Origin of the sequence: Cytobacillus firmus (assembly GCF_023715565.1) — a bacterium.
In the GTDB taxonomy this organism is placed as follows: Bacteria; Bacillota; Bacilli; order Bacillales; family Cytobacillaceae; genus Cytobacillus; species Cytobacillus firmus_C.
Genome location: NZ_JAMBOJ010000061.1, coordinates 1 through 24974 on the forward strand (window position 1 = coordinate 1; position 24974 = coordinate 24974).

31 protein-coding genes and 2 pseudogenes are annotated in these 24974 nt (G+C 36.5%); 23 read left to right on the top strand and 10 right to left on the bottom strand.

The window, feature by feature from the left end:
* The first annotated feature begins 538 nt into the window (after positions 1-538).
* Positions 539-880, top strand: a complete 342-nt coding sequence (locus tag M3205_RS20090; RefSeq protein WP_251171498.1) for a YxeA family protein — start codon at positions 539-541, stop codon at positions 878-880.
* A gap of 214 nt (positions 881-1094) precedes the next feature.
* Here the strand turns inward: M3205_RS20090 and M3205_RS20095 are convergent, their stop codons facing one another.
* The 5 genes from M3205_RS20095 to M3205_RS20115 form a co-directional block, all read right to left on the bottom strand.
* Entirely contained in the window at positions 1095-1823 is a 729-nt protein-coding gene (locus tag M3205_RS20095) for a MerR family transcriptional regulator (RefSeq protein ID WP_251171499.1), read from the bottom strand.
* Between the two features lie 278 nt (positions 1824-2101).
* Positions 2102-3106: a DUF3231 family protein gene (locus M3205_RS20100; protein ID WP_251171500.1), complete on the bottom strand. Its 1005-nt coding sequence runs from the start codon at positions 3104-3106 to the stop codon at positions 2102-2104.
* A 239-nt stretch (positions 3107-3345) separates the two neighbouring features.
* Positions 3346-3510 carry a hypothetical protein gene (locus M3205_RS20105; protein ID WP_251171501.1) on the bottom strand — a complete coding sequence of 55 codons (165 nt, stop codon included), beginning with the start codon at positions 3508-3510 and terminating at the stop codon, positions 3346-3348.
* A 62-nt stretch (positions 3511-3572) separates the two neighbouring features.
* The gene (locus M3205_RS20110) at positions 3573-4088 is read right to left on the bottom strand and encodes a cupin domain-containing protein (RefSeq protein ID WP_251171502.1); all 516 of its coding nucleotides are present in this window, start codon (positions 4086-4088) and stop codon (positions 3573-3575) included.
* Between the two features lie 32 nt (positions 4089-4120).
* Positions 4121-4525, bottom strand: a complete 405-nt coding sequence (locus M3205_RS20115; RefSeq protein WP_251171503.1) for a hypothetical protein — start codon at positions 4523-4525, stop codon at positions 4121-4123.
* A 336-nt stretch (positions 4526-4861) separates the two neighbouring features.
* Between M3205_RS20115 and M3205_RS20120 the strand changes: the two genes are divergently transcribed.
* From M3205_RS20120 to M3205_RS20160, 9 genes are all read left to right on the top strand, one after another.
* Positions 4862-5068 carry a helix-turn-helix transcriptional regulator gene (locus M3205_RS20120; protein ID WP_251171504.1) on the top strand — a complete coding sequence of 69 codons (207 nt, stop codon included), beginning with the start codon at positions 4862-4864 and terminating at the stop codon, positions 5066-5068.
* A gap of 181 nt (positions 5069-5249) precedes the next feature.
* Positions 5250-5540: a hypothetical protein gene (locus M3205_RS20125; RefSeq protein ID WP_251171505.1), complete on the top strand. Its 291-nt coding sequence runs from the start codon at positions 5250-5252 to the stop codon at positions 5538-5540.
* A 1004-nt stretch (positions 5541-6544) separates the two neighbouring features.
* Positions 6545-7561, top strand: a complete 1017-nt coding sequence (locus M3205_RS20130) for a LacI family DNA-binding transcriptional regulator (RefSeq protein WP_251171506.1) — start codon at positions 6545-6547, stop codon at positions 7559-7561.
* A gap of 220 nt (positions 7562-7781) precedes the next feature.
* Positions 7782-9113, top strand: coding sequence for an L-fucose:H+ symporter permease (gene fucP / locus M3205_RS20135; protein WP_251171507.1), 1332 nt, complete (start codon positions 7782-7784; stop codon positions 9111-9113).
* Positions 9114-9185: 72 nt separating this feature from the next.
* Positions 9186-10202 (top strand): aldose 1-epimerase family protein, encoded by a 1017-nt coding sequence (locus M3205_RS20140; protein ID WP_251171508.1) that lies wholly within the window; start codon positions 9186-9188, stop codon positions 10200-10202.
* Between the two features lie 12 nt (positions 10203-10214).
* The gene (gene rbsK / locus M3205_RS20145; RefSeq protein WP_251171509.1) at positions 10215-11135 is read left to right on the top strand and encodes a ribokinase; all 921 of its coding nucleotides are present in this window, start codon (positions 10215-10217) and stop codon (positions 11133-11135) included.
* Between the two features lie 131 nt (positions 11136-11266).
* Positions 11267-11491: a DUF5316 family protein gene (locus M3205_RS20150; protein ID WP_251171510.1), complete on the top strand. Its 225-nt coding sequence runs from the start codon at positions 11267-11269 to the stop codon at positions 11489-11491.
* 162 nt (positions 11492-11653) lie between these two features.
* A complete protein-coding gene (locus tag M3205_RS20155; protein WP_251171511.1) occupies positions 11654-12274 on the top strand; it encodes a hypothetical protein in 621 nt (206 codons plus the stop codon).
* Positions 12275-12609: 335 nt separating this feature from the next.
* The gene (locus M3205_RS20160; RefSeq protein ID WP_251171512.1) at positions 12610-12960 is read left to right on the top strand and encodes a hypothetical protein; all 351 of its coding nucleotides are present in this window, start codon (positions 12610-12612) and stop codon (positions 12958-12960) included.
* Positions 12961-13178: 218 nt separating this feature from the next.
* On the opposite strand, the gene M3205_RS20165 is transcribed toward M3205_RS20160, so the two are convergent.
* Positions 13179-13688, bottom strand: a complete 510-nt coding sequence (locus tag M3205_RS20165; RefSeq protein ID WP_251171513.1) for a hypothetical protein — start codon at positions 13686-13688, stop codon at positions 13179-13181.
* A pseudogene (locus M3205_RS20170) lies at positions 13688-13873 on the bottom strand (IS1595 family transposase); the annotation flags it as partial. The gene M3205_RS20165 and the pseudogene M3205_RS20170, both read right to left, overlap by 1 nt.
* Positions 13874-14106: 233 nt before the next feature.
* On the opposite strand from M3205_RS20170, the gene M3205_RS20175 reads away from it, so the two are divergent.
* Positions 14107-14439, top strand: coding sequence for an MFS transporter (locus M3205_RS20175; protein ID WP_251171514.1), 333 nt, complete (start codon positions 14107-14109; stop codon positions 14437-14439).
* The gene (locus M3205_RS20180; protein WP_251171515.1) at positions 14399-14917 is read left to right on the top strand and encodes an MFS transporter; all 519 of its coding nucleotides are present in this window, start codon (positions 14399-14401) and stop codon (positions 14915-14917) included. Before M3205_RS20175 ends, M3205_RS20180 begins: the two co-directional genes overlap by 41 nt.
* 291 nt (positions 14918-15208) lie before the next feature.
* Here the strand turns inward: M3205_RS20180 and catA are convergent, their stop codons facing one another.
* A complete protein-coding gene (catA, locus tag M3205_RS20185; RefSeq protein WP_251171516.1) occupies positions 15209-15859 on the bottom strand; it encodes a type A chloramphenicol O-acetyltransferase in 651 nt (216 codons plus the stop codon).
* Between the two features lie 232 nt (positions 15860-16091).
* On the opposite strand from catA, the gene M3205_RS20190 reads away from it, so the two are divergent.
* The 9 genes and pseudogenes from M3205_RS20190 to M3205_RS20230 all read left to right on the top strand — a co-directional run bounded on the left by M3205_RS20190 (position 16092) and on the right by M3205_RS20230 (position 21823).
* Entirely contained in the window at positions 16092-16514 is a 423-nt protein-coding gene (locus M3205_RS20190; RefSeq protein WP_251171517.1) for a VOC family protein, read from the top strand.
* Positions 16515-16644: 130 nt separating this feature from the next.
* A pseudogene (locus M3205_RS20195) lies at positions 16645-16797 on the top strand (polyketide cyclase); the annotation flags it as partial.
* Positions 16798-16884: 87 nt separating this feature from the next.
* Positions 16885-17124, top strand: a complete 240-nt coding sequence (locus tag M3205_RS20200; protein ID WP_251171518.1) for a hypothetical protein — start codon at positions 16885-16887, stop codon at positions 17122-17124.
* A 219-nt stretch (positions 17125-17343) separates the two neighbouring features.
* A complete protein-coding gene (locus M3205_RS20205; RefSeq protein WP_251171519.1) occupies positions 17344-17508 on the top strand; it encodes a hypothetical protein in 165 nt (54 codons plus the stop codon).
* 384 nt (positions 17509-17892) lie between these two features.
* The gene (locus M3205_RS20210) at positions 17893-18585 is read left to right on the top strand and encodes a response regulator transcription factor (RefSeq protein WP_251171520.1); all 693 of its coding nucleotides are present in this window, start codon (positions 17893-17895) and stop codon (positions 18583-18585) included.
* 80 nt (positions 18586-18665) lie between these two features.
* On the top strand, positions 18666-19589 hold the full coding sequence (locus M3205_RS20215; protein WP_251171521.1) for an ABC transporter ATP-binding protein: 924 nt from the start codon (positions 18666-18668) through the stop codon (positions 19587-19589).
* Positions 19582-20334, top strand: a complete 753-nt coding sequence (locus M3205_RS20220) for an ABC transporter permease (RefSeq protein ID WP_251171522.1) — start codon at positions 19582-19584, stop codon at positions 20332-20334. Before M3205_RS20215 ends, M3205_RS20220 begins: the two co-directional genes overlap by 8 nt.
* A gap of 12 nt (positions 20335-20346) precedes the next feature.
* Positions 20347-21255, top strand: coding sequence for a sensor histidine kinase (locus M3205_RS20225; protein ID WP_311315745.1), 909 nt, complete (start codon positions 20347-20349; stop codon positions 21253-21255).
* 28 nt (positions 21256-21283) lie between these two features.
* Entirely contained in the window at positions 21284-21823 is a 540-nt protein-coding gene (locus M3205_RS20230; protein WP_251171523.1) for a VanZ family protein, read from the top strand.
* Positions 21824-22078: 255 nt separating this feature from the next.
* Here M3205_RS20230 and M3205_RS20235 read toward each other — a convergent pair whose 3' ends face one another.
* Both M3205_RS20235 and M3205_RS20240 read right to left on the bottom strand, forming a co-directional pair.
* Entirely contained in the window at positions 22079-23194 is a 1116-nt protein-coding gene (locus M3205_RS20235; protein ID WP_251171535.1) for a GerAB/ArcD/ProY family transporter, read from the bottom strand.
* 62 nt (positions 23195-23256) lie between these two features.
* On the bottom strand, positions 23257-23397 hold the full coding sequence (locus M3205_RS20240) for a hypothetical protein (RefSeq protein ID WP_251171524.1): 141 nt from the start codon (positions 23395-23397) through the stop codon (positions 23257-23259).
* Between the two features lie 399 nt (positions 23398-23796).
* On the opposite strand from M3205_RS20240, the gene M3205_RS20245 reads away from it, so the two are divergent.
* Positions 23797-24624 carry a hypothetical protein gene (locus M3205_RS20245; protein WP_251171525.1) on the top strand — a complete coding sequence of 276 codons (828 nt, stop codon included), beginning with the start codon at positions 23797-23799 and terminating at the stop codon, positions 24622-24624.
* A gap of 91 nt (positions 24625-24715) precedes the next feature.
* Positions 24716-24973, top strand: coding sequence for a DUF6366 family protein (locus M3205_RS20250; RefSeq protein WP_251171526.1), 258 nt, complete (start codon positions 24716-24718; stop codon positions 24971-24973).
* Position 24974 lies beyond the last annotated feature (1 nt).

A 24974-nucleotide genomic window follows, 5' to 3' on the forward strand; every position in this document is an offset into this window, starting at 1 on the left:
AGGAAATTCACTGCCAAAAAATAAGAATTTAAAGAATTAATACCCTGAAATAAGAGAAAGGTGAATTTGAGCGCACTCAAATTCACCTTTCTTACTATCTGAAGCTAGTTTTGTCCCAGCCCCTTTCTTTGTTATAGATTCTGGCTCTTTTTAAACAAAATCACTTTATAGTTTAAGTTCAACATTACTCCCTTAATGTGCAGGTTTATTTTAATTTCTCTGTATCTTCGCAAAGTATAGCTCGGCTTTGGGCTATATCAATAATGGCCCCAAAAGTGCTTATCTTACAACAATGTAATGTTTATGTAATCCAAATCGATAGGAAGAATACCCGCTATTTTTTACAATGAAATCATCAAGTAGTTAAAAGAAAGGAGAGGACAGTATTGAAAAAGCTATTCGAACTCCTGTTTGCGATTGTTGTAGTTCTTGTAGATGGAAAGCGGGCGGCCGCTGAATTAAATGATCAAATCTGCTAAGGTTCTTTATTGTTGGATGCGCTCCATCCACAAAAAATAGATAAAGGGGAAGATTATTAATGAAAAGTTTTGTTGGGGTTTTATTTGCAATCGTTATTTTGATTGCTGGATTGTTTATTATTGTTCCAAAGGAAGACATGGATCATTTTAACCCATTAATAGCTAAAGACGAAGTGTATGTACAGATTAATGAGGAAGCTGTTCCAAAGGGCAGCCGATATGAGTATACACTGATCGGATATAACGAAGAAGGCGAAGAAAAGGAAATTACGTTTGGCTCCGGGAAAGTATTAAGGGAAAATGCCTTTTTAAAAGTAGAAGTGAAAGGTTCCTTCGTAGATGAGTGGGAAGAGGTGCAAGCGGGGGAACTGCCAGCGAAAGCAGCGGCAAAACTTAAGTAGGAATTATGACAAGCGGGCGCATTCATAAAAAGGAATGCGTCTTTTATTGCAAAGGCTGTTTTGATAAAGTTTGTTGCTTTTTCAAAGCTGTTTTAATTTGCTGAGTTGATTGGAACAAAAATCAACGGGCGGACTTCATAAACAAAAACAAGATTTCTTTTTAAAAGAACCATTATAAAAGGCTATAGCGAAAAGCCATAGCCATTATTGGACATTATTTTTTATTTTTATCCGCATATACAGCCATAGCGTCACACATGAATTGTGCTAAGCCTTCACCAAATTTGTCAATATTCTTCGTGAAGCGCTCGTCATCAACATACATTTGACCCAATCCTTTAAAAGCATCAAGTGAGTAGTTCCCAAACTTGCTTATGAAGTGGTACCATTCATTTATTCCTTCTTGAGCTTCTTTGCAATCTGGTGATAGATGGCGAATGGCGGCAAGGCTGCGATAAATGCCGTTGAACTTTTCCTGATCGGAAGCCGTCATGTTTTTCGCTTTTTCATTTGCTTCATCGACTGCCTTGTCACCCCATCTTTCTCTTGCTTCTTGTTCATATGGGTTATGGCTAAAGTCAAAGCCCTCGAATTTTTCCTGTTTAGACATTTGTATTTCTCCTTTCGAATGCTGTATTGTTTTTTCAATAGTCCCGATCATCTTTTCGAGCCGTCTCTTTTTCTCGAGAAGCATCTTATGCTGCATGATTAGCGCTTCCTCCCGGTCAAATGATGGACTATCAATGATTTCCTTGATTTTTTTCAAAGGAAAGCCGAGCTCTTTAAAGAATAAGATTTGCTGGAGGGTCTCGAGATTCTCGTCAGAATATACCCGATAACCGGCCTCAGTGGTTTCATCTGGAGTTAATAACCCAATTTCATCATAATGATGCAGTGTGCGCACACTAATTCCCACTAATTCAGCTACTTCCTTTACTTTCATCGTGTTTCGCTCCCTTCACTAGTTACTATAAAGTATCCCGTAACGTGAGAGTCAATATGATTTTTTAAAAATTTTATAGGCAGTTACATGTTGTCTGAGTAAATTCAATGGGTTGAAAAGGTGGGGGGGACGTTTATAGCAAGGGGATCTCTTGATTCTGTTGCAAGCAAAAAGACCTCTTTTTCGAGAGGTCTATGTTTTATACTTCAATAACCCGGGAATTCACCGGAAACCAATAGATATAAGTTTTTGCCGAAAAATAAGAACCTCAATATGAGTTAGGATTCAGAAAGCTTCTTTCGGTCAATGGGCTGAGGCGGCTGCTCCATCCAGCCTCGTTCAATCAAAAGTTTCAGTCCTTCTTCACCGTACTTTAAAACTTCAGTAGTAATTAAGGAATAATGGAGGGCTACATCCTTCCGCATGGTGACAGATAAGGCATCCGCAAGTGCTGACACAGCAATTTGGTTAGCAGTAGCTATTATAAAAAGCACTAACCTGTCAGAAAACGGAGAAACTGTTGAATTCGTTACTTCCACAGGCAATGGGAAGCCAGTATAATGATTACTTTCTTTCAATAATTTTTCAAACGAATCCACTTGCTTTTCAGCCAGTTTTTTTCCTTTTAATAAATAGTTCTTTATTTCCTTATCTTTGGTTACCTGTAGTAATCCCATTAATAGGATTAACCCAATAGCATTTCTTTCAATTTCAACAAAAAGCTCGGATATTTCAATCGAATTTAGAGGTCTTTTTTCACCAAACCAGGTAGATAGTATTGATGGCCGTTCCTGAATGTATTGAACATTCTCCGGATATTCCATGCTTGGAGCCCGATCGAGTATACCTTTTGAGAGCATAATGCCTAATGCTTTCTGGTGTATTTCTGTCTCACGGTACAAGCACTCTTTGAAAAATTTATATAAATCTAATCGCGCAACTCTTTGTAAAACATTTGCATAACTAGGGATAATAACCTGCCCTCCGCGATAAAGGAAGCTTAATGCGAAAAATTCTGTATATAAAGGAGGGGCTGATAAATCAATATCTTTATCTGAAAACCCATCTGGTATGGGGAACCCTTCTTCTTTGAATATGTATTCTATTTTTTCAATAATCGATTCAACTAAAGCCAAGACCTCTTCAATGATTGACTTAATTTTCTTATCTTGAAGATGCTGCTGAAAATGTTTGTAAAAACATCTTACTGCAGTGTTTGACAGGTATATTTTCCAAAGAGCTGCGATTTCAGCCGATGTTAATTTTACTTTACGTTCTTCCATATATAAACACCCTCCTAGTGAATAGTTTGTCTAAAAGGGATGATAAAAATAACACCAAACATTTATGTGTTGGAGAACATACAGGTACTGATTTTACAGCATTTTTTATTGAATTAGCTATGTTAATGAATATTGTTGATTCTCTAATCTACTAGGGTTCTCTGGGCTTTAAACTACCTTTTTTCACTTTTCAATAAATGACAATATCAAAAAAATTACATATCCAGTTGCGATGATAATTAGAAAAGAGTAATAAGGTTGAAATCAAGCTCATTAATGACTTGTTCTGCTTCTCCGTTACGATTGTGTCGTATATATTGCCAGCCTATATATTCGAGTATAAAGAATGAGAAGATTAAACCTAAAATCAATCCACCTACAATTGAAATCCAACCTTTTTTCATTGTTACATCCCTTAATTTAGGCATAAAGGAACAAACAACAAATTATTTGGGGAATTATATCGCTATTCAGGAATCTTTTCATACGCTAATTTCAAAATAATTTCCTTATGCTGAGAATATTTGGATAAAAGGTCTGCTTGTGTGAACATTTCAAAGTCCTGAAATTCAAACCCAGGAGAAACCATGCAGCCAACTAAAGAGAATGTATCTTCCTCCATAACAGACGAACCAAAGATTGAATTTTTCGGCACTAAAGCTTGAGGTACTTCTCCATTATCAAGATTTAACCCTAATTTCATTTTTTCATATTCACCATTTTCGGTGATGACATGAATGGTTAATGGACTTCCGGCGTGAAAATACCATAATTCATCCGACTTCAATCGATGAAAGTGGGACACATCATTGGAAGTTAACAAGAAATAAATGCTTGTATAAAGCTTGCGTGTTCCCGTAAAATTCACAGATAATTCCTGATCAGACGTACTTTCCTCTGATTGGAATGTTCTTTTATAAAATCCTCCTTCTGGATGAGGAGTTAATCCAAGCTTTGAAACCCAGTAATGTTCATTCTTCATTTTACATGCTCCAATCCCTAAATTCAGTTTTATTAAAAGTCATTATATTTTTTGAATTTTGCAGGCCATTTTTTCTTTTTTAAGTACTTTTCATTAAGTACTAATATTTTCCCGCTCTCAGCAAGTATGTATTTTTTATACACAGATTTATATTTTTCAAATGCCAGGTGACCTAAGAAATAAATCGGTAAGATCATGAATAGAAGGATCAGCAGGTGCAGCAGCCAATTGTAATTCTCGCCAAAGATATAAATCGTCAATACGGCATCTGCTACAATGGAAACAATAAAGGTGATAAGTATATTACATATATGAAAAGGGATCATATTATGCTTTTCCCGAAACATTTGCTCCAGTTCATTTTTGATAAAAAGAGTCGTAAATACTGATATCACAATGATAAAAAGAGAAGCAAAATATGTAAGGACAGTATTCATGATTACCGCACACGCTCCTTCAATTACACTGGAAGAAAAATCTGATGCTTTATAACCATACTATCGGTTTTTGATGGGAACCTCAATGACAGATAGGGTTTTAGATTTATTTTGTAATTGTCATAACCCCAAAATAAGGGTCACTTTTGAACTGGAAGAAGTAAAGTAAGAAAAATGAAATGCTACATGAGTAAATAGTGATGAAAAAACCAGAAAAAGTCCGGTGCACTTGGTAACAGAAGGACACATGGAGTGGGTGTAACGTTTCATGTTCATTTTGACAAATATCATTGTCCAAATTACTTATATCGTTTACAATACATTCGAGGTGATAACATGAAAACTCGGCTAAAGGAATTACGTGCAAGGGAAGGTCTTAATCAAACCGAGTTAGCGAGAAGAGCAAAAATTTCTCGGCAAACAGTAAGCTTAATTGAAAGAAACGAATATATGCCCTCCTTATTAATTGCTGTAAGAATTGCGAAAGTATTTCAGGAACCGATTGAAAATGTATTTATTTTTAGTGAGGAGGAATTGTCATGAAGAGATTAATTGTTTACATAGCGTTTTTCTTATACGTTACGTTTGAATCGATTACTAACATCCAATATCAAATGTTGGAAGCAAACCTTCTACTAATTTCTAATTTAGTTATTATTCTTTTTTTGATATTAGCTCGATCGAAGGCATTTAAAGCAGAGCGGGGTAGTTTAAAAAAGGTAGTATGGAGATAGAAGATATCCATCAAGTTAAATTAGAAAGGATCGCCTATAATGCTGCAACATATATCCAAATTGCTTTCACTCTTTCTCTTATTTCTATGTTGGTAGGATTTACCCTTTTAAGAAACACTCATCCAGTTATCGTTTTATGGAGTCTTATATTATTAGGAATTTCCTTTGTTAGTTTATTTCCAAGTGATAAGATTGTTCGCATTACAAATCCGAATTTTAAATTCCCCGACCCTCAATCCAAAAATTATGAATTGATGACGGTGAAAAATTTGTTATCCTAAAAGTTTGTACAAACTATATGGGACCGTTATTCGAGGACTGATTTTACTAGCATCTGCTTTGATGTTTTACTCTGTCTTTTCAGACGATAAAAGATAAAAAGAAAGTTTTATAAAATTACATAAAGTACCTACCGTAACTGCTGAAAATATTTTTCAACTATAGGGTGCGTTGACCCGGAAAGATTGAGGCACCTTTTTTACTTTAATCCTTTTTCAGCAAGCAGGTCAGTATAGTTCAATAAATTATGTAACTGAATAATTAGAATGATATCTTAAAATTTATTAGAGAAGAATTCTTTTTAAAATAGGGGATACAAATGAGAAATATTATTTATTTAATTTTTACTATTTCAATTTGGATATTATCAGCAACATTTGTGTACTTTTATAATAGGGGTGCAATGAATGTTAGTCCTTGGGGTATGCACAATTTTACTAATATTACGCTACAAATAGCTATTATTCTCTTGCCGATTATTGGACTTATTTTATCAATTCTTATTAGAAGAAAAATAAAGTATGTTATGATTTTAGGATGTTTCATAAACATCTACTTTCTCACAGTTCCGTTTATTCTTTTTTGGTTACATTACTTTAAGGTTATCTAATATGACATAAGCACTTGAACTAAGATGAGGATCGCAGGAGCGATCTTTCTTCTTGTTTATCAAACACGGTAGTCTAATTGAACAAGGATTCGGCAACGCTTGGATTAGTAAGAAATCTAAGTGTCGTAACTCTATCAAGAATACAAAAGAGATTCGATGAGGACAAATTGAAAAAAATTGTTTAATTAAAATAATAACAGTCACTTTCAGAGTGGTTCTGAGTGGGCTAATGCATGCAAAGTAACCAGTCTCATGAACTACACTTTTAATTCAAATAGTCGATTCTTATCCTTTAAGTTAAAGAATTGATATTAATTCTTGCTTTCCACTAGAAAAAAATGCTAGTCTGATTTCAGATAAAAAATCTAAACGTTTTCATTTAGGGGTCATGTAAAGATGGAATCAAAACCAAATATTCAGGATGTGGCGAGACTGGCAAATGTTTCAATCGCGACAGTTTCAAGGGTGATTAATAACCAGGGAGGCGTCAGAAAGCAGACGGAGGAGAAAATTCTTAACGCCATAAAGGAACTTGGATACATTCGCAATGCTGCAGCAAGAACGATGAAAAGTAGAGAAACAAAAACGATCGGTGTGATCGTGCCAGACATAAAAAATCCATTCTTTCCACTGGTGATGGCTGGGATTGAGCAGAAGGCGAGAGAGAAGGGGTATTTTACAATCTTGAGTAGCACGAATGAGTCACCGATTGTGGAAGGAAAAATTATTAAGAATTTCGTTGAGCGAGGAGTGGATGGGGTCATCATCACGACCGCCAATGAAAATGGAGAGCACTTGAATCTCCTAAAGGAGCAGAATATACCAGTGGTAGCTGTCGACAGGATTATTAAAAGCTTTGATGCTGATACAGTCCTAGTAGATAACGCCAAAGGAGCCTATCAGGCAGTCCAGCACTTGATTCTTCAAGGGCACCGTGACATCGCAATTATTTGTGGTCCGCAGAACACAACACCAGGATTTGAGCGGTTTATTGGTTACAAGAAGGCACTTGAGGACTATAATATTCCGCTAGAAGAAAGCTTAGTTGTCCAAGGGGACTTTGGAGAACAAAGTGGCTACCTCGCAACAAGGAGATTGAGAGAATTACGGACCCGTCCAACTGCTATTTTTTCGTCGAATAACTTGATGACCATTGGTTGTATGAAAGCATTGGATGACTTGAACTGGAAGCTTGGGGAAGAAGTATCTTTTGTTGGGTTTGATGATGTGGATATTGCTACTTTCTTGAATCCAAAGCTGACGGTTGTCGCAAGACCAATGAATTCAGTTGGTGAAATTGCTTTTATGTTCTTGCATGAACGGATCCAATTTAAGGCGAATCTGCCGAAAAGAGAATATTCACTTCCTCCAGAACTTATTATTAGACAGTCCTGCAGAATGTGGGAGAAATGAGATCGTCTTGATCTCAAAAATATTTTTGTAAGCGTATTCAAAAAAGTATTGCAGTATTTAGCAAAAGGTGCTAATCTAAATTCACACCAAATCTAAACGTTTACATAATTTTTATGATTAGAAATTGCATATAAACCTATTAAACACGTTTTTTTTAAGTAGTAATCTAAACGTTTACATTTTGAATATTTATAAAATTTATTTAAGAGGTGAAATGAAAATGACTAGTAATAACCTGATTCAGTTACCAGATGGCTATTTGAATCGAACTCCAATTTTTCAATTTATCCTGTTATCGATGTTATTCCCAATGTGGGCGGTAGCTGCCAGTTTAAATGACATCCTCATAACGCAATTCAAGCATGTGTTTGAGTTAAGCGATTTTGCAAGTGCTTTTGTACAGAGTGCCTTTTATGGAGGATACTTTTTGGTAGCCATACCTGCAGCCATGGTCATTAAGAAAACAAACTATAAGATTGCCATTATTGCCGGTTTGCTATTCTATATTGCAGGATGTTCTTTATTTTATCCGGCGGCAGAAATGGCCACGTATACAATGTTTCTATTTGCTCTTTTCTCAATTGCTATCGGTCTTGGGTTTCTTGAAACTGCTGCAAATACATATAGTTCCATGATTGGACCACGTAAGTATGCAACACTCCGCTTAAATATTAGTCAAACGTTTTATCCGCTCGGCTCAATTGCTGGGATTTTACTTGGGAAATACCTTGTTTTCCAAGAAGGCGCAAGCCTTGAGGCGCAGATGGCCAATATGTCACCTGAGGAAGCGCAAGCCTTTGGCTTACAAATGCTACAGCACACACTTGAACCATATAAATATCTTATTTTTGTTATTATTGCCGTTTTAGTATTATTTGCTGTTACTAAATTTCCTTCATGTAAACCGGTTCCAACAAATGGAAAATCTACTGAAAAATCGGCTGGCTTACTAGAGACCCTAAAGTATTTAGCTGGCATAAAACAATTTCGAAGCGGGATTGCTGCCCAGTTCTTATATGTAGGAATGCAGACTGCTGTATGGTCGTTTACGATTCGTCTTGCACTTGACCTTAATTCAGATATTAATGAGCGACTTGCATCGAACTTCATGGTATTTAGCTTTATTTTCTTCTTTATTGGAAAGTTTGTTGCCAACTTCTTAATTACTCGTTTTACTGCGTCAAGGGTAGTATTTATTTACTCCATTATCGGTACAGCTTTACTTGCTTATGTATCACTCGTTCCGAATATGACAGCGGTATACTGTGCAGTGGCTGTAAGTATGCTGTTTGGACCATGCTGGCCGAGTATTTATGCTGAAACACTTGGAGTTGTGAAGAACAAGAAATATACAGAGACAGCTGGGGCGATCCTGGTCATGGCTATCGTAGGTGGAGCATTCATCCCGGCAGCACAAGGATTTGTTTCCGACCTATTTAATTCCTTGCAACTTTCATTCCTCGTTCCAATGGCTTGTTTCATCTATGTTGGGTTTTACTCTTTCGGAATAATCAAGCAGAAGGCGGACGGACAAGAGGAAGAGGCAGCTTAAGGTAACAATGAAATCTTGGAGGGGAGACTGACATTCAGCTGTCCTCATATGACAACTAGGAGATGAAATATAATGACATCAGGAATCATTGAATTGAACCGTGATTATTTTACCGAAAGTAAGAAAAACATCTTTCGAAACGAATTCGTGACTGCAAGCATCTTTAAGTATCCGTCTGGCGTAGAGGCCATTGAGGTGAATAATACACGTGGAAGGATGGTTGTTCTTCCCTTTATGGGTCAGATGATTTGGGACTTAGAATTTGATGATACAGACTTAAAAATGAAAAATATGTTTTCACAGCCGAAAAAGGTGGAGAATGTCGCTGATACATATGGATGCTTTGCTTTTCACTCTGGTTTAATCCGCAATGGATGTCCAAGTCCTGAGGATGACTATGAATTACATGGTGAAATGCCTTGTGCACAATTGGATAAGGCATGGATCGAGTTAACGGAGGATGGCATTGTAATTTGTGGTGAAACAGAGTATGTAAAAGGGTTTGGCCATCATTATTTAGCAAGTCCGAAGGTGAAAATGTTCAATTATGAATCATTTATAGAAATCAACATGAAGGTGAAGAATCTTTCAGGGGCCGAAATGCCGCTTCAATACATGTGCCATACAAACTATGCCTATGTCGACAATGCCGTGATGAAACAGAACATTCCTTCTAGCGCATTCAAGCTAAGGGAAACCGTTCCAGCTCATGTGAAGCCAACGGAAAAATGGTTGGCGTATAATCAAGACCTTCTTAATGGGAAAGAAGAGGTTTCTACGTTAAACAAGCCTGAGATGTATGATCCAGAGATTGTTTTTTTCGCAGACGAGTTGAATCAGTATCAAGACGAAGCAGAATTTGATATGGTTTTACCAAGTGGAACCGTATTTTTCACGAAGTTTTCTACCGCGGAATTGAATTACGCAACACGGTGGTTGCTATACAACAACGACCAGCAGGTGGGAGCCTTTGTTTTACCCGCAACATGCAGACCAGAAGGGTTTCTTGCAGCAGAAAAAGCCGGTACATTAATACAACTAGAGGCAGGAGAAGAAAGGTCCTTTACAGTAGTAACGGGGAAAAAATAAGGAGGAAACAACATGGATATTTCAGTCATCGGATCTAATATGGTCGATCTTATTTCATATATTGATAGAATGCCGAAGGAAGGGGAAACCCTTGAGGCGCCAGATTTCGAAATAGGGTGTGGTGGAAAAGGAGCCAATCAAGCAGTTGCAGCTGCAAAAATGGGATCGAAGGTTATGATGGTCACGAAGGTGGGGGATGACCTTTTTGCTGACAACACGATTCGAAACCTTGCTAGCTATGGCATTGATACAGAGTTTACAAATAAGGTACCAGGCACATCGAGTGGAGTAGCACCGATTTTTGTCGATCCAGATTCAAAAAATCGCATCCTTGTCATTAAAGGAGCGAATCATCACCTTTTACCAGCGGATGTGGACCGAGCTGCAGAGAAGTTGAAACAATGTTCATTGATCGTTCTTCAGCTTGAGATTCCTCTTGAAACTATATATCGGGCGATTGAATTTGGAAATGAGCACGGGATTCCTGTAATTTTGAATCCAGCACCTGCTTCAAAGGATTTAGACTTCAACTATGTTTGCAAATGTGACTTTTTGGTCCCGAATGAAAGTGAATTAGAAATCTTAACAGGTATGCCTGTTGAATCGGAAGAACAAATCCAAGCTGCGGCTAGAATGTTGATTTCGAAAGGGGTAAAAGATGTCATTGTCACAATGGGCAGCAGAGGGGCTATGTGGGTTAGCAAAAACGAAGTCCATGTAGTCGCTTCACAAAAGGTGAACGCCATTGATACAACAGGTGCTGGGGATGCGTTCATCGGATGCTTTGCCCACTATTTTGTTCAGAGCGGTGATATCCTTGACGCTATCAGGAAGGCAACTTATTTTGCAGCGTTAAGTGTTACAAAGCGCGGAACTCAAGCTTCCTATCCAAGTGTGGACGAGTTAAAGGAGTTTATGAAGGAAAGAGCTTAAAAACGTTCGGAAAAGGCATTTGGGGAGACATTCCCGGATGCTTTTTTGAGTTCATTTAGATTGAACCATATTGAGGGGATGAGTTTTGGCGCTCAAGCATATTCGTTTTGCCTGAATTCGCGTGGTATAATATGGGTAAGGCTTACTTGGTGACAGGAGCAACTGGATTATTATTTTTAGCAATTTCTGTTCTTATGACAGGCTCTTTAGTTGGTCCCCACCGTGTAAGGGCTGGTTTAGAATCACCTGATTCTCCTGGCGAAACAGAGAAGCGAAAAAGAACAAGTATTGGGTCAGTTTTAATTGGATTACCAAATAATATTACTGCGTGCATTCTTTATTTCTTTCTTAACTAATAGGGTAAATCTAATTATTTTGATTGATCCAGCTGCCAGTATAGGGGGCTTCTTTTTGACTAAAGGACAGGTTAGCTACAAATAGCATAAATTCCTTTTTACTTGTTAAAATTTAAATTTGTATCTTTTGTTTTGTTATAGCTGTAATCGGAGGCCATTCGTATGATAAAAAGGTATAAAGCATATTTTGTTGTAATTTTATTAATCATTGCAGCTTTAGCTATCTTTGATAGTATAAACAGTTCAAATGTTGCAGAGGATGTCCGAAAGGAAAAGGCTAAGTTAGCTTCTAAAGTTACAAGGTTAGAAAATGAAAATGAAAATAGGTCTAATCTATTCGTTGAGGTAAAGGAGGAAAAGGAGGACTTAGCAGAAAACCTTTTTCAAATGGAGGAAGAAATTGAATCTTTAAGATCTGCCATTAAATATCAAGAATTTACTGCGGCAATAGATGCTATTAAGTCTTACAAAGCTTCACAATCATTTCAGGAAGCAACTAAATTTCTGGCCATAAAGGATGGACAGGGTTACTATACAACAGACAAAGAAGGGAAATGCCCTTGTGGTTTTGGGTTTAATGGCACAGCCTTTGAATGGATACCCAATGCTGTTCTGGATCTTAAGGAATTCAGAATTGAAAAAGATAAAGTATACCTTACCTATAATACTGTTGAAGATATCAAAAACAATTATCAATTTGTAATGACTAAAGCGATAGGAAGATATGATAGTGTGAGAAAGTGGAGAATAGAAGACATAAAACTTGTAACAAAGGAAAAATAAATAATACAAACTATATTGTGAAGAACTGTACTTAACAAACAGGGGCAAGAGTTAAAAAAAAAAAGACAGATTAGTTTAACAAAGTGATGGTATATGGTGAAATTAATATAAATATAAAGTTGGAGAGTGATACTAATGAAGGTAAGAGCCCAAGAACCGAGGAGGAAGAGACAAAAAGAGAGGGATTAGTAATCTTTAAATTGCCGTATGGTAGTTCAGGACCGTAATCGACAAGTCATTACTCAAAAATTCGATTTAGTTATTGTAAGTTTTCTTGGCATTTATTCTCAATTAGTAACAAATTAAGGGAAGACTTCTTAGAAAGGAGAGTACACATGGAAAGAATATCGATTCGAATCACGCTTATGGCTGTTATGACTGCCATATTCCTTTCCTATGTTGTATATGTTTTCACCTATTCAGGAGAGAAAAGTTTTGGACTTATGACCGCTGTTAGCATTGTGGGATTAGTCCTTTCGCTAATAGGTACATATTCTACTAAAAAATGGTTATCATTCATTTTTATTATATTGCCGATATTTATACTTTCTGTATCCTTTTTTGTCTATTCCATTCTAAATTTGGATAAATACGCTACAGCCGCATTCTACATAATTATTTTTATATATTTGGTTCGGCTTATTATGGCAGGTTGGACAAAAGAAAATCAAATAAATCAGACATAATCTATTCTTTTCCCGTACGTTCGTTTTAATAGAGGGACATTACCTTCCGAATTAAAGTCCTCGGCACTGTAATTTACAGTGCTTATTTGCTTTAAGCAGTTCTAAAAATCCTTACTGCAGTTTGCATAGAATTTTGGCAAGCTGAAATAAGCATTTGTTTAGCTCTAGCCATCGGAACCGGTAAACACACCCTATTTTTATGGGGTTTCCCCATTATCTCAATTAGTTAGTCTTAGATAATGATGTTTTACATCTTGTAGTGCAATACTTAAATCAACTGAGGCATCAATGGCAAAATATAAGGCAATAATACTTGCTAAAACAATTACAATTGCACCATCTTTAAGTATTTTTCTGTTCTTCTTATAAAGGAAGAGCGAAATTACTGCAACAACTAAAAAGTATGTTAACGATATGATTATTTTTGAAAGTATCAATTTACTATCGCATACAGCCGTCATAAAACTTAGTAATTCATCTTTATTATCGATACTTTCTTCGATAGTAGTTATATCTCCTTTGTAACCAATCTTCCAAGAGAATGTATTGTCCTCTTTGGTTACTGTGTACACATAGCCCATAGCTTTACCATCACCAATAATTCCTGAATAATCTTGTGTATCTTCTTCGCTTTGAGTACAAGCCGATAATACTAAAGTGATACAAAATAACAAAATCGGAATATATTTTTTTATAACAATCCCCTCCTCAATTAGTTTAATAAGCACTATGCACTGAATTTTGACAAGCGTAAACTATCGATTGTTTCCGTCAGTTCAAATACAAACGATGTTAAAAGAAACTCTTTTATATTTTGTTTTGTATTTTTATTACTATGGCTATCTACGAAGAAGAATCAAGTGAGGTAATTGTCGAGATATTTTGTAGCCACACCTTTAAAGCGGTCAATCCATTAAACGGACACCAACAGAGGATGTAGGTTCAACATAGCGTTTAACCCATTGAAACACTCGTTCTTTTTTCGCATAAGATAGCTTGTCGATATGCTTTAACAAGCTATTAAACGCATTGCTCACCAATACAAAATCCCGAAAGTTTGTTCTTATATAATTATAACAATACTAATCACATTATGAAAACAATGGTTAGTATGTCATCAGAAATTCTTAGGCTGACTAATAACTAATGAAGGCAAATAGTTTTGTTTCTGTATTAGATGAGTTAATTCAATTAGGAGGATGGGCATTGGGAGGAGTCTTGGTTGCATTGATTGGTGGGCATTTCGTAATTTGGCTAACTTTCTCAATGTATGTAGCTTCAACCATACTGATGCAACTAGTTGAAGACAAAACCTCAGACCAAGCTAAGGAAGAAAATCTAAAAACAATGGAAACTTTACTAGAAGGCTGGATTAACATCTGGAAAAACCCAATACTTCGAAGTATCCATATTATGATTTCTATGGAAGCACTGGCCAATGTTGTTTGGATTGCGGCCACTTTATGTATTTGTTATTGAAGTATTAAAGGTTACTGAAGTATGGTGGGGATATATAAATACAGCCTTTTTTATCGGCTTAATACTAGGCGGTTTGGTTTGTTCAAAGTTCTCACCTGTATTGGAAAAATCAATCAAAATCACTCTGCTAACCACTTCTTTCGGTGTTTCCATTGTGACATTAATATTTGGATTAAATTATATGAATTGGATATCATTAACACTAGTCTTCCTTAGTGGTTTCATCCATCAAATAAAGGGAATTACAATACACACTTATTTACAAAAAATAACTAAAACTGAAGATTTGCCAAAAATATATAGTGCTCAACATACTTTGATATCCTTGGTTTTTGCCTTTTCCACTTTAATATTTGGAGGAATTACGGAGTACGTTAGTGTTCAATTATCATTTATAATAGCTGGTTTATTATTAGTAGGTTCTGGACTTTATCTTGTAGCAGTTAGAAACAGTGGTTCACATTTGGTAATATTTTGAAAGGAGATTAATACTAAAGACTGCATCATATGTGCACCCTTTTACTGCAAAAAAATGGTTATTGATGGTACCAAAAAAACTTGTTTTGTGAAGGGCTTCACTTAAACAAACGGGAGCTTTTGTTTAATAAGAACCGGAATAATAAAAAAGCAAAACTCGCCCAGCTTTGGGGCGAGTTCTGCTTTTTTATATACCACTTGAGATGTCAAAAGCACTGTCATTTCGATGCATATTTGTTGAAAAGAACCTCAAAACGGAACTCTTTTAAAAAAAACAGTGGTCTTTTCTTCACTAGTAAATCCAGTCACCTGGTCGATTAGCTAATTCCTGAATCGCATTCATAAACATTGCTGCATGGTAACCATCGCAAACGGAATGGTGGACCTGCAGAGACAGCGGTAAAAAAATGGAATCATCTTTGTTAATAAATTTCCCTGCTGTGATAATCGGCAGAAGGTAATTACTATTATTATAGATATTTAAGTTGAACCCGGTAAATGAGGTCCAAGGTACCATCGAAATACTAAACGTGTTTTCTGGAATGGGGGTTTTCGGAAACAGTTTTCCTGTACCATTAAATTGGTCTACATCAGCAAGGTACATATCATGAAATACTTCAAAGCTATTCGCTATTGGCGTCCAAATACCAGAGAATGATTCAGATTCACGATTAAAAATCGTATAAAGGGGATCTATCTTTTCCCAATAACCTAAATCTCCATCACTATTGTAAGCCATTCTAAGTGCTGCATTTGAATTTACGACAGTCGCTGCTAAGAAAATAAATGTTGGGTAGAATTTAAATCCCTTTTGTTTTATGTGGCAGAATAAATTGCTTATATCAATTTCTGTGGTCATGCTAAAAGTTGTTTGCTGGTTCAAGAAATGATTAAATATCTCTTTTCTTTTCCAGTTGTCTAAATCAATTTTATGAAAGTTCATTATATATGCCTCCTAAACTTTTTATACTAACGTAAATTTAGGAGGCTTGATTGTCTGCTTTCTTCATTCGAATCATTCCTTTTATAGAATCTATTTGATTGTATCAAATTTGCATATAGATTTGAAATAGATAAAAATTTATAATTTTCAGAATCTAAGTGTCTTTTTTATGCGTGTTGGTTATAATATTACTTGGAGTGCTTACTTCTAATATGATAGAGGAGCTGAAAGAATGAAATTTATCCCTTATTTACAGCTGAACGGAAATGCAAAAGAAGCAATTGGATTTTACGAAAAGGTATTTGGTGCCGAGAAATTAGGAGTGATTACGTTCGGTGAAATGCCTGCTGACCCGAATTTTCCTTTACCAGAGGATGCAAAGGACCTTGTAGCACACGGTACAATAAAGGTTGGAGAATCAGCGATTATGTTTTCAGATACATTCCCAGGACAGCCAGCTCAAGAGGGAAACCTGGTGACTATTTGTATTACGTTTGATAATGCGGACAAAGCGCGACAAGTTTCTGAAGCCTTACAGGATGGCGGACAAGTTCTAATGCCGATATCAGAAACTAGTTTTAGTCCTGCTTACGGGGTCATTAAAGATAAATTCGATGTAACCTTCCAAATTTATACTGAAGGACATCACGGTTAATACATACAATAGGAGAAAACCGGCTTTGTGAAATGTCAAAGCCGTTTTTTTGGCTCGTCTATATATGAAAATATATATAAGAATAGGATAATATTGTTACTATTTGAAAGGATGTTAAGGAGCATACATAATGACAAAACTAAACGAGGTATCATTTTCAAATGAGGTTTTCGAAGCTTTTATCGATCCTTCGATTACTACTAAATTCTGGTTTACCAAAAGCAGCGGAAGATTAGAAGAGGGAAAACGGTTCCGCTGGGATTGGGAGATGTATGGAGTTTCTAAACGATTGAGATTGGATATGAATTGCTTAGTTTAGCCATTATTTTAAGATTTGCAGCAAAAGAATTTAAAGAGGCGGATAGCTGGTATGATGGATGAAAAAAAGATATCTCAATACCTAAATGACATTCAAAATCACAGTGCTGCTGAAAGTGAGCTTGATACTTTCATAGGAAAACTTAGAGAGACTCAGCTTAAATACAGGGATAACATGGAACAGCTATATAGCTGGAAAGCAGGAGAAGCAAAAGAACGGGCAAGTCAATGGTCGGCAGATTTCTTCCTGAAGCTCCCTAAAAGATCATCGTTAGGTAGACAAACGGTATAATATAATCCAGACAAAAAAGGGGTTGATTCGTTTATGCGGGCTGACATTAATTCCGGTTAGAAGTGGTAAGGGGGAATGGAGATGTTAAAGAGAATCCTGTTATTGATTATGGCAGCATTAATTTTGCAAGGGTGTAGTGATATGTCAAAGGAAGAAGAAGAAAGAATCATGGAGAAGTCCACTGAATCCGCAGTTCAGTAGTTCAACGAGAAAAAGGGGATGAATGTCGTTATAAATGAGCATGAGTTTACTACTCGCACAAATGGCACCGAAATCTTTCTCTTTGGATACGAAAAGGGAAATGAGGACAACAGGATTCATGCTATGGTCAGTTTTGAGGATGATAAGTTCGAAGTGCAATTAATAGGCTTTGACGAAGAATAATAATGTTTTCGACATCTTTAACAGCTGCCGGTTTTGATCTATGAAAGTAAGGTTGGATTAAATATATACCTGAAGCATTTTTTTCGAGATTTTTGAGCTTGAAGGAGTGGAACTATTTAGTCCTGGCAAGCCGTAAAATACTTAAATGAATAAGATTATCTCCAGCAATTCCTCTTTATTGAGGCTTAAGTGTACCCATATTAAGCGATAGTCTCTATCACATATTCCACGACAATTCTTTTGGTTAGTTGTCTGATTATTTTTACTCATGTTTTAATTTTAGTAGGGTCGTTTTTAAAAAATCAATCTTATATTATTAAAATGGCGATTCACACGGTAGTGGTATAAAATAGGAGTCTAAATTAATTGTAAGGTGTCGATCATATGGAAAGTGAAATAAACATCTTAGTTGTAGAAGATGATAATGATATCAATACATTATTATGTGACATTATACGAAATAGCGGGTATAGACCTCAGCCTGCATTCTCTGGAACCGAAGCGGTGCTGTACTTAGAAAAACGCAGCTGGGATATGGTTCTGCTGGATTTAATGCTCCCTGGAATGTCAGGAGAAGAGCTTCTTGAAAAAATAAGTGAGCAGTTACCTGTTCCGGTTATGATCATATCGGCGAAAAGTGAGCAGCAAACCAAAATAGAGGCATTGCGAACAGGAGCAGATGACTATATAACGAAACCGTTTGATATAGAAGAAGTATCGGCGAGGATTGATTCCCATCTGCGCAGATATCGGCGCATGAATCAGACATTACATATTAAAGAGCTGAACTATAAAGATATTAGAATCAATACAGAATCACAAATAGTAGTTGTCAATGAAAAAGAGATTCTTTTCACAGCACGGGAATATGCCATTTTAACGTTACTCCTGTCGTCTCCAAAGAAAGTCTTCACGAAAGCCAATTTGTTCGAGAGCGTGTGGAATGAGAAATACTATGGAGATGACAACACCATCAGCGTTCATATGAGTAATCTCAGGAGTAAACTATCGAAAGCGAATCCGCATGAAGACTATATTGAGACTGTCTGGGGAGTAGGATATAAATTAAAAACTTAAGACTTTCTTAAGACTTTTCTTAACTCTTTTTTATGATTTCCTTTCTAAACTAAAAGCATCACATAAAGGAGGGAAACGATATGGAGGAATTCGTGCTTCGAACGAATAACTTAACCAAGCAATATAAAAACCAATTTGCCCTAAATAAAGTAAATCTTACAATAAACAAAGGGTCCATTTATGGCTTTATCGGGCAAAACGGTGCAGGTAAATCAACACTAATTCGATTAGTAACAGGACTTGCTTTTCCAACAACAGGGAAGATCGAGCTGTTCGGGCAAAGTAATAAAACAGAGCTGATTGAGGCCAGAAGAAGAATTGGGACGATAATAGAGGGTCCAGCATTGTACCCGCATTTGAGTGCAGCTGATAATCTGGAAGCGCACAGACTGTTAAAGGGGATTCCTGGGAAGGAATGTATTCAAAAAACACTTGAGATTGTTGGACTCCAGGATATAGGGAAAAAGAAAGCAAAGAATTTTTCATTAGGAATGAAACAAAGGCTTGGGATCGGAATTGCTTTGTTAGGTGAACCGGAATTCCTGATTCTCGATGAACCCATTAATGGACTTGATCCAATGGGGGTTGTGGAAATAAGAGAATTATTGAAGAAGCTCAATCAGGAATATGGAATTACAATATTGATATCGAGTCATATTTTAAGTGAACTTCATTTACTCGCCACCCACTACGGAATCATTCATAAAGGGGAATTGCTGGAGCAATTAACGGCAAGCGAGCTGAATGGAAAATGTCAGCAGTATATTCACATAAAGGTGGATAATCCAGACAGAGCAGCCACTATCATGGAGACCGTTCTCGGGACCACTCATTATGAGGTTCTGCCTGATGGGACCATTAAGCTTTACAGCCACCTTGAAGCACCAAGTAAAGTTTCAAAAACACTTACAGACAATGCGTTGCTGATCGAGCAATTTATGCCGATGGGTGAGGACCTGGAAACCTATTTTACCAATCGGATCGGTGGTGTTCAGCATGGGTAAATTATTGAAATTTGAGTTGTTTAAGCTGAGGAAGGACCGGGCATTTTGGACATTGGTGTTTGGGCTTATTGCAGCTGCTGTATTTTATCCAATGCTAATCTTCTTTGATGAAGGATTTGGAACAGATCCGGTTTCGGTGAGAGATCTTTACACGACTACAGCTCTTGGCGGAAATAATTATATTGTACGATTAGTTCCTTGTATTCTCGCAGGCTTCTTTATTTCCAGCGAATATTCAATTGGTACGATGAAAAGCATGGGTGCGTCCGGGAATAGCAGGTTTCGTCTCTTTTCTGCTAAATTATTTGTCTTTTCATTAGGAGCGGCCATTATTTCACTGATATTCCCTGTTGTGATGACTGGGCTTACAGCGATTTTATCCGGATTTTATGACATGCCGGATTTAGGTTATTTTCTTCGAACATTGGGATTAACAATTCTATATGCAGCAGCATTTTCATCTTTAATGGCATTGGCTGCAAGTATATTTACGGATGCTGGAAAAACCATTGGGTTTCTAATCTTGTTTTTTATTTTGATTGACAGTATTTTATACATGCTGGGCCAGGAGTTTTCATTTTTTGAAACCATCTATAATCATTCTTCGTTTAAGCTCTATCTGGATATTTCCAAACCTGAATTTGGGTCTGGAGAACTCCTTAAGATGTTGCTGGTCCCATTGATAACCTATGTTGCTGCTGGGCTTATCGGCAGTTTTATATTTTTAAAGAAGGAAATTAAGTAAGCAGGAAAGCGGGTGGGAATCATCGTTTATTTAACAGTCTCTTTAATCGTCATTACTGTATTTGTTCTCACTCGCCTTTATTTGCTGAAAAAAGAAATAAAAAGAGCTGCAAGGCAATTGCACGAGTTAAATAAGGGTGTAACAGAGAAAAAACTCGATCTTGCTTTTTTTGACAATGATATCGAATTCCTTGTGAAAGAAATCAACCAGCAAATCGATGTAACCAAACAGGCAAATGCGGAAAAGCGCCGTAAAGAAAATGAATTGAAGCAGGCGATTGCCAATATATCACATGATATCCGTACGCCAATGACGTCTATTTTAGGCTATATTCAATTCTTGGAATCAGACGAATTATCCTCAGAGAAAAAAGCAGAGTATACTTCTGTTGTAAAAAGCGGGGCCTTACGTTTGAAGGCTTTGTTGGAAGACTTTTTCGAACTGTCCATTATAGAATCTGCTGATTATCCATTAAAGCCTGAAAAAATGATGCTGAACCAGCTGCTTTTAGAAGTGCTGGTAGGTTTTTATGAGCAATTCCATCAGCATGGTATTGAGCCTGTTCTTAAAATCCCGGAGGAAGAGATATCGATCATCGGGGATGTCTCTGCTGTAAAACGAGTAATCGAAAACTTAGTGGTCAATGCCATCAAACACTCGAAGGGGAATGTTCGCATACGTCTTAAAAGACAGCCATCAGCTGTACAGCTGATCATAAGCAACCAGGTTGAGCAGCTGAATGAACAAGATATCGATCATCTTTTTGACCGATTCTACAAAGGGGACAAAACGAGAACGGAAAAAAGCACAGGATTAGGGTTGCCGATTGCTAAAAGTTTAATGACAAAAATGCGCGGCAATCTTACTGCACATTTACTAGAGAATGAGTTGTTTATGGTATGTGAATGGAAAATACGTTAAGGATTGTAAAGAGGAGATAAGGGGATCAATGGAAAGTATAAAACATATTCAAAATAAGATAACGGCTGTCCTGCTGGCTATCTATTTATTGGTGTTAATATGGATTATTCCATTCAAAATGCAGTCTTCAATTCAGGATTTGCGTCATTTTACGGATTTTAGGGAAATCAACTTCATTCCTTTTGCTGGTTCGGCTATTGCTGATGGTCGAATAGATTTTAATGAAATCATCCTAAATGTACTTGTGTTTATACCATTTGGCATTTATATCAGCATGCTGAAGCCAAATTGGCCGTTCTTGAAAAAGATAGTGCCTGTAGCCGGTGCCAGCCTGTTATTTGAAATACTGCAATTCATTTTTGCGATAGGAGGCAGTGACATAACTGACCTACTGGGGAATTCATTAGGCGGAATCATTGGAGTAGGGGTTTATATTGTATTTCGCAGGCTATTTTGTACAAAAGCTAATAGAATCCTTAATGTTATTGCTGTTATCGGAACAATAGGCATTTTTACTTTAATGCTGTTAATGATCTTTGGTGTTATCAAGTACGGAAATTATAGCTGATAGACAACTGAACACAAATTTTCTAGATCGTCTTATTTGTGATTAGAGAGGAAAAAATCCTCTCTTTTTTATATAAAAAATCCTCCAAATTAATTGAGTTAGTCTGGAAGACGGTAGGAGAAAGGAAACTAACTCAAATGTAAGGAGGCATTAAATAAATTATGATTAAAAAGGATCTTCCGTATAAAGTGTTTTGGTCGGTGTCTGAATTGTCCCGCAGCGATCAAAAGCCCATCCCCATTAAAATAAGTCTTTTCATTTCTTTTTCCCCTTCTTTTTCCCTTTCTTTTTTACTCTTTTGGCAATCATGATGGCGATAAAAAACAAGGGGATATAAATGAATGTAAAGATAAACCCCGCTTTCCCAAAATAGTCATTAAGCTGACTGATCTGATCACGCGAATCTACAAAGTTAATCAGAATTAATAAAGCACTGGCAATAACAAACACACCGATCTTTTGCTTAATATTAAATATCCTCTTAATAAGTCTGGAACAGATCCAAATCGCTATACACACATTCGGAAGCATAATTAAGTTCCAGTTTGCAATTCCGATATATTCAAAACGCTCCACAAATGGCATTTCAACAATTTTCCACATGCTCAAGGTGGGCCAAATATGCATAGCAAGTTGCTCTTCCGAAAAATAGGCAAAGGTAATGACTGCTAATACCGTATAGATCAAGGTAGTGGTGAAAACAGCAAGGTGAGCCCATTTTTGGGATTTCTTAGGATCTTTAATAAAAGGATAAGTGAACAAAACAATCTCAAACCCAATAAAGGTAAGGGACATATTGTAGGAACTGATGAGAAGTTCCTTCACTGAAGCATCCCAAATAGGAAGGAGATTATAAAAATTTGAGAATTTTACGGCAAATCCAAAAGTAAGGAGGAGATAAGCCGGCAATACCAGGCCGAAAAAGGCAATCCCTACGACTGTTCTGAATCCGCCAAAAATAATGTAAATACAAAGTATCATAAATGCAAAAGAGTACCAGAAAGTGTTCAGATCTGGAAACATCCACACTTGAATGACTTCGATAAAGGTACGTAATATAGCTAATACATACATAAAAAAGTACCCGATGAAAATGGTACTGATGGCTTTGCCGAAGAAATTGCCTATAAGATAGGTATGGGCTGTCACAAAATCTCCATCAACCGTTTCGGCAATTTTATATATCATCCAAACTAGTACATGTATGCATCCCCCGGCAAACAAGATGGAAATCCAGGCATCATAGCCTGCACTCTTTGCGATGTCTCTTTGATAGCCAAGAACTCCAATGCCAATTTGCATGGACATAATTAAATAAAACACTAAAAATGGAGAAACTTTCAATCTGTCTGGTATTGGCTGCTCCTGAATCTGGCTCACCTCCGTTTCGTGATTGGTAACTGGCAGCGGAATAACTGGTTCACTCTGACTCGTTATTCATCGATTTGCTTTATCTCCTGTGTTTTTGTCTGGAGTGGCCTATTCCAATACTTTTGAAATGGAAGCCTCAATATCACATCATTCATAACTGCAACTCTTTGATGATAAAATCGCTTAGGTGCTGTTTCAATCATCAACAAGATGCAGACATGTTATTTCTATTAATTAGCAGTTCCCTGTCCTCGATTTTCGGAAAGTCTTCATATGAAAGGTTTCCCTTCTTTCATCCAAAAAAGTGACATCAAAGTAAGCCCAAAGAGCACTATTGTTTATGTTTCGTATTACGCTTATTGTTTCCGTTTTTGGGAAAAAATATGAATTGGTGGCGATAAAAATGGGAGGTGCAGCGTTAATGATGTTAACGATAACAGGAACCGGACGCGCACAGATGTATCCTTTATATCTGCGTTATTGTGGTTAGCGACTGCAATCCTTATTTTATAAACGAAGCAGTTGGTGGAGTGTGAATTAGATACATATTTTAGTTTCCAATTACAAACAATATAAGAAATCTAAATGGAAGCTGGACGAATATGAGAAGCAGAAGACGTGTAAATAAGTATCCATATCTTATTTTGGGAAGCATCCATTTTGTTATGCTTGTATTAACCTTGTATAAAAGCAGAAATCGCAAGAGAGACTTGGTCCTTTTCTTTAATTACGCCGGAATGGCTTATATGTTTGAATATATTGTTGTAGCCCTTTTGGATGGATATGTATACAAGCCCAAATTTATAAAACAAAGGAATTTAGATAATATTTTCGGAGCCATTTGGTCACAGTTTTTTTATGTGCCAATAACAGCCCTGTTTATTACTGTTTTCAACCTGGGATGGAAGGTGAAGATATTTTTCAGCTTGTATTTTGTTCTCATTGAAAAGCTGTTTATTTTCATGGGTGTTTACAAAAATAAGTGGTGGAGAACGAGATATACATTCTGTTTTATTTTATTATCATTTTTCTGTAACGATTTTTGGAACGAACAACTTAAGAACAAAAGACCGGTGATTGCGTTTATTTCTTTATTTAACCTTATCCAGGTAACCTGGATGAACACGGTTTATTTGTTTGCTCTACTTAGAAAGATTCGGTATGGATTCCCGGAATTTTTATCGTGGAAAGAACATTTTATCGTCGGCCCTTTCTTTGGTTTTGTACTTTCCTTATCAACTGCTTTCTGGACCAAAAAAGCAACCTTAACTTCAACCTTATTAAATTTTCTGACCATGTTGATGGTTGACTTCTTTTTAATTAGAAAGCATTTGGAAAAAATAAAAAACCCTTTAAATTTACCACTAATTTACTCAATTATTATCATGGCTTCTCATTTTTATAGGAAATTGATATATCAGAAATTATAAAACGGAAGAACTTCAACTGAATCACTATAATCCAACCTGGCGCTTTTCTTTTTGAAGGCGCCTTTTTATGTGTAATAAAAGGTATAAGCGCATGAATACAGAATATATTCACATTAGAAACAGCTTGCAGGGGGTGTTTGTTACGAATAAACGAGATGAAACACCAGAGGAAAAAAGAGAACTGCTAAAGCAAAGTGAATTAAAAACAACTTCTGCGCTAAACGATTCACTAAATAGAGGAAGTATTGGGAGTTTAACGGACTTAACTGGCGGTTTGGGGTGGAAGGGGACAGCAGTACTGATCGTTGTATTAATGGTTGGGTTTGTTTTATATAAGCTGATATTTTAAA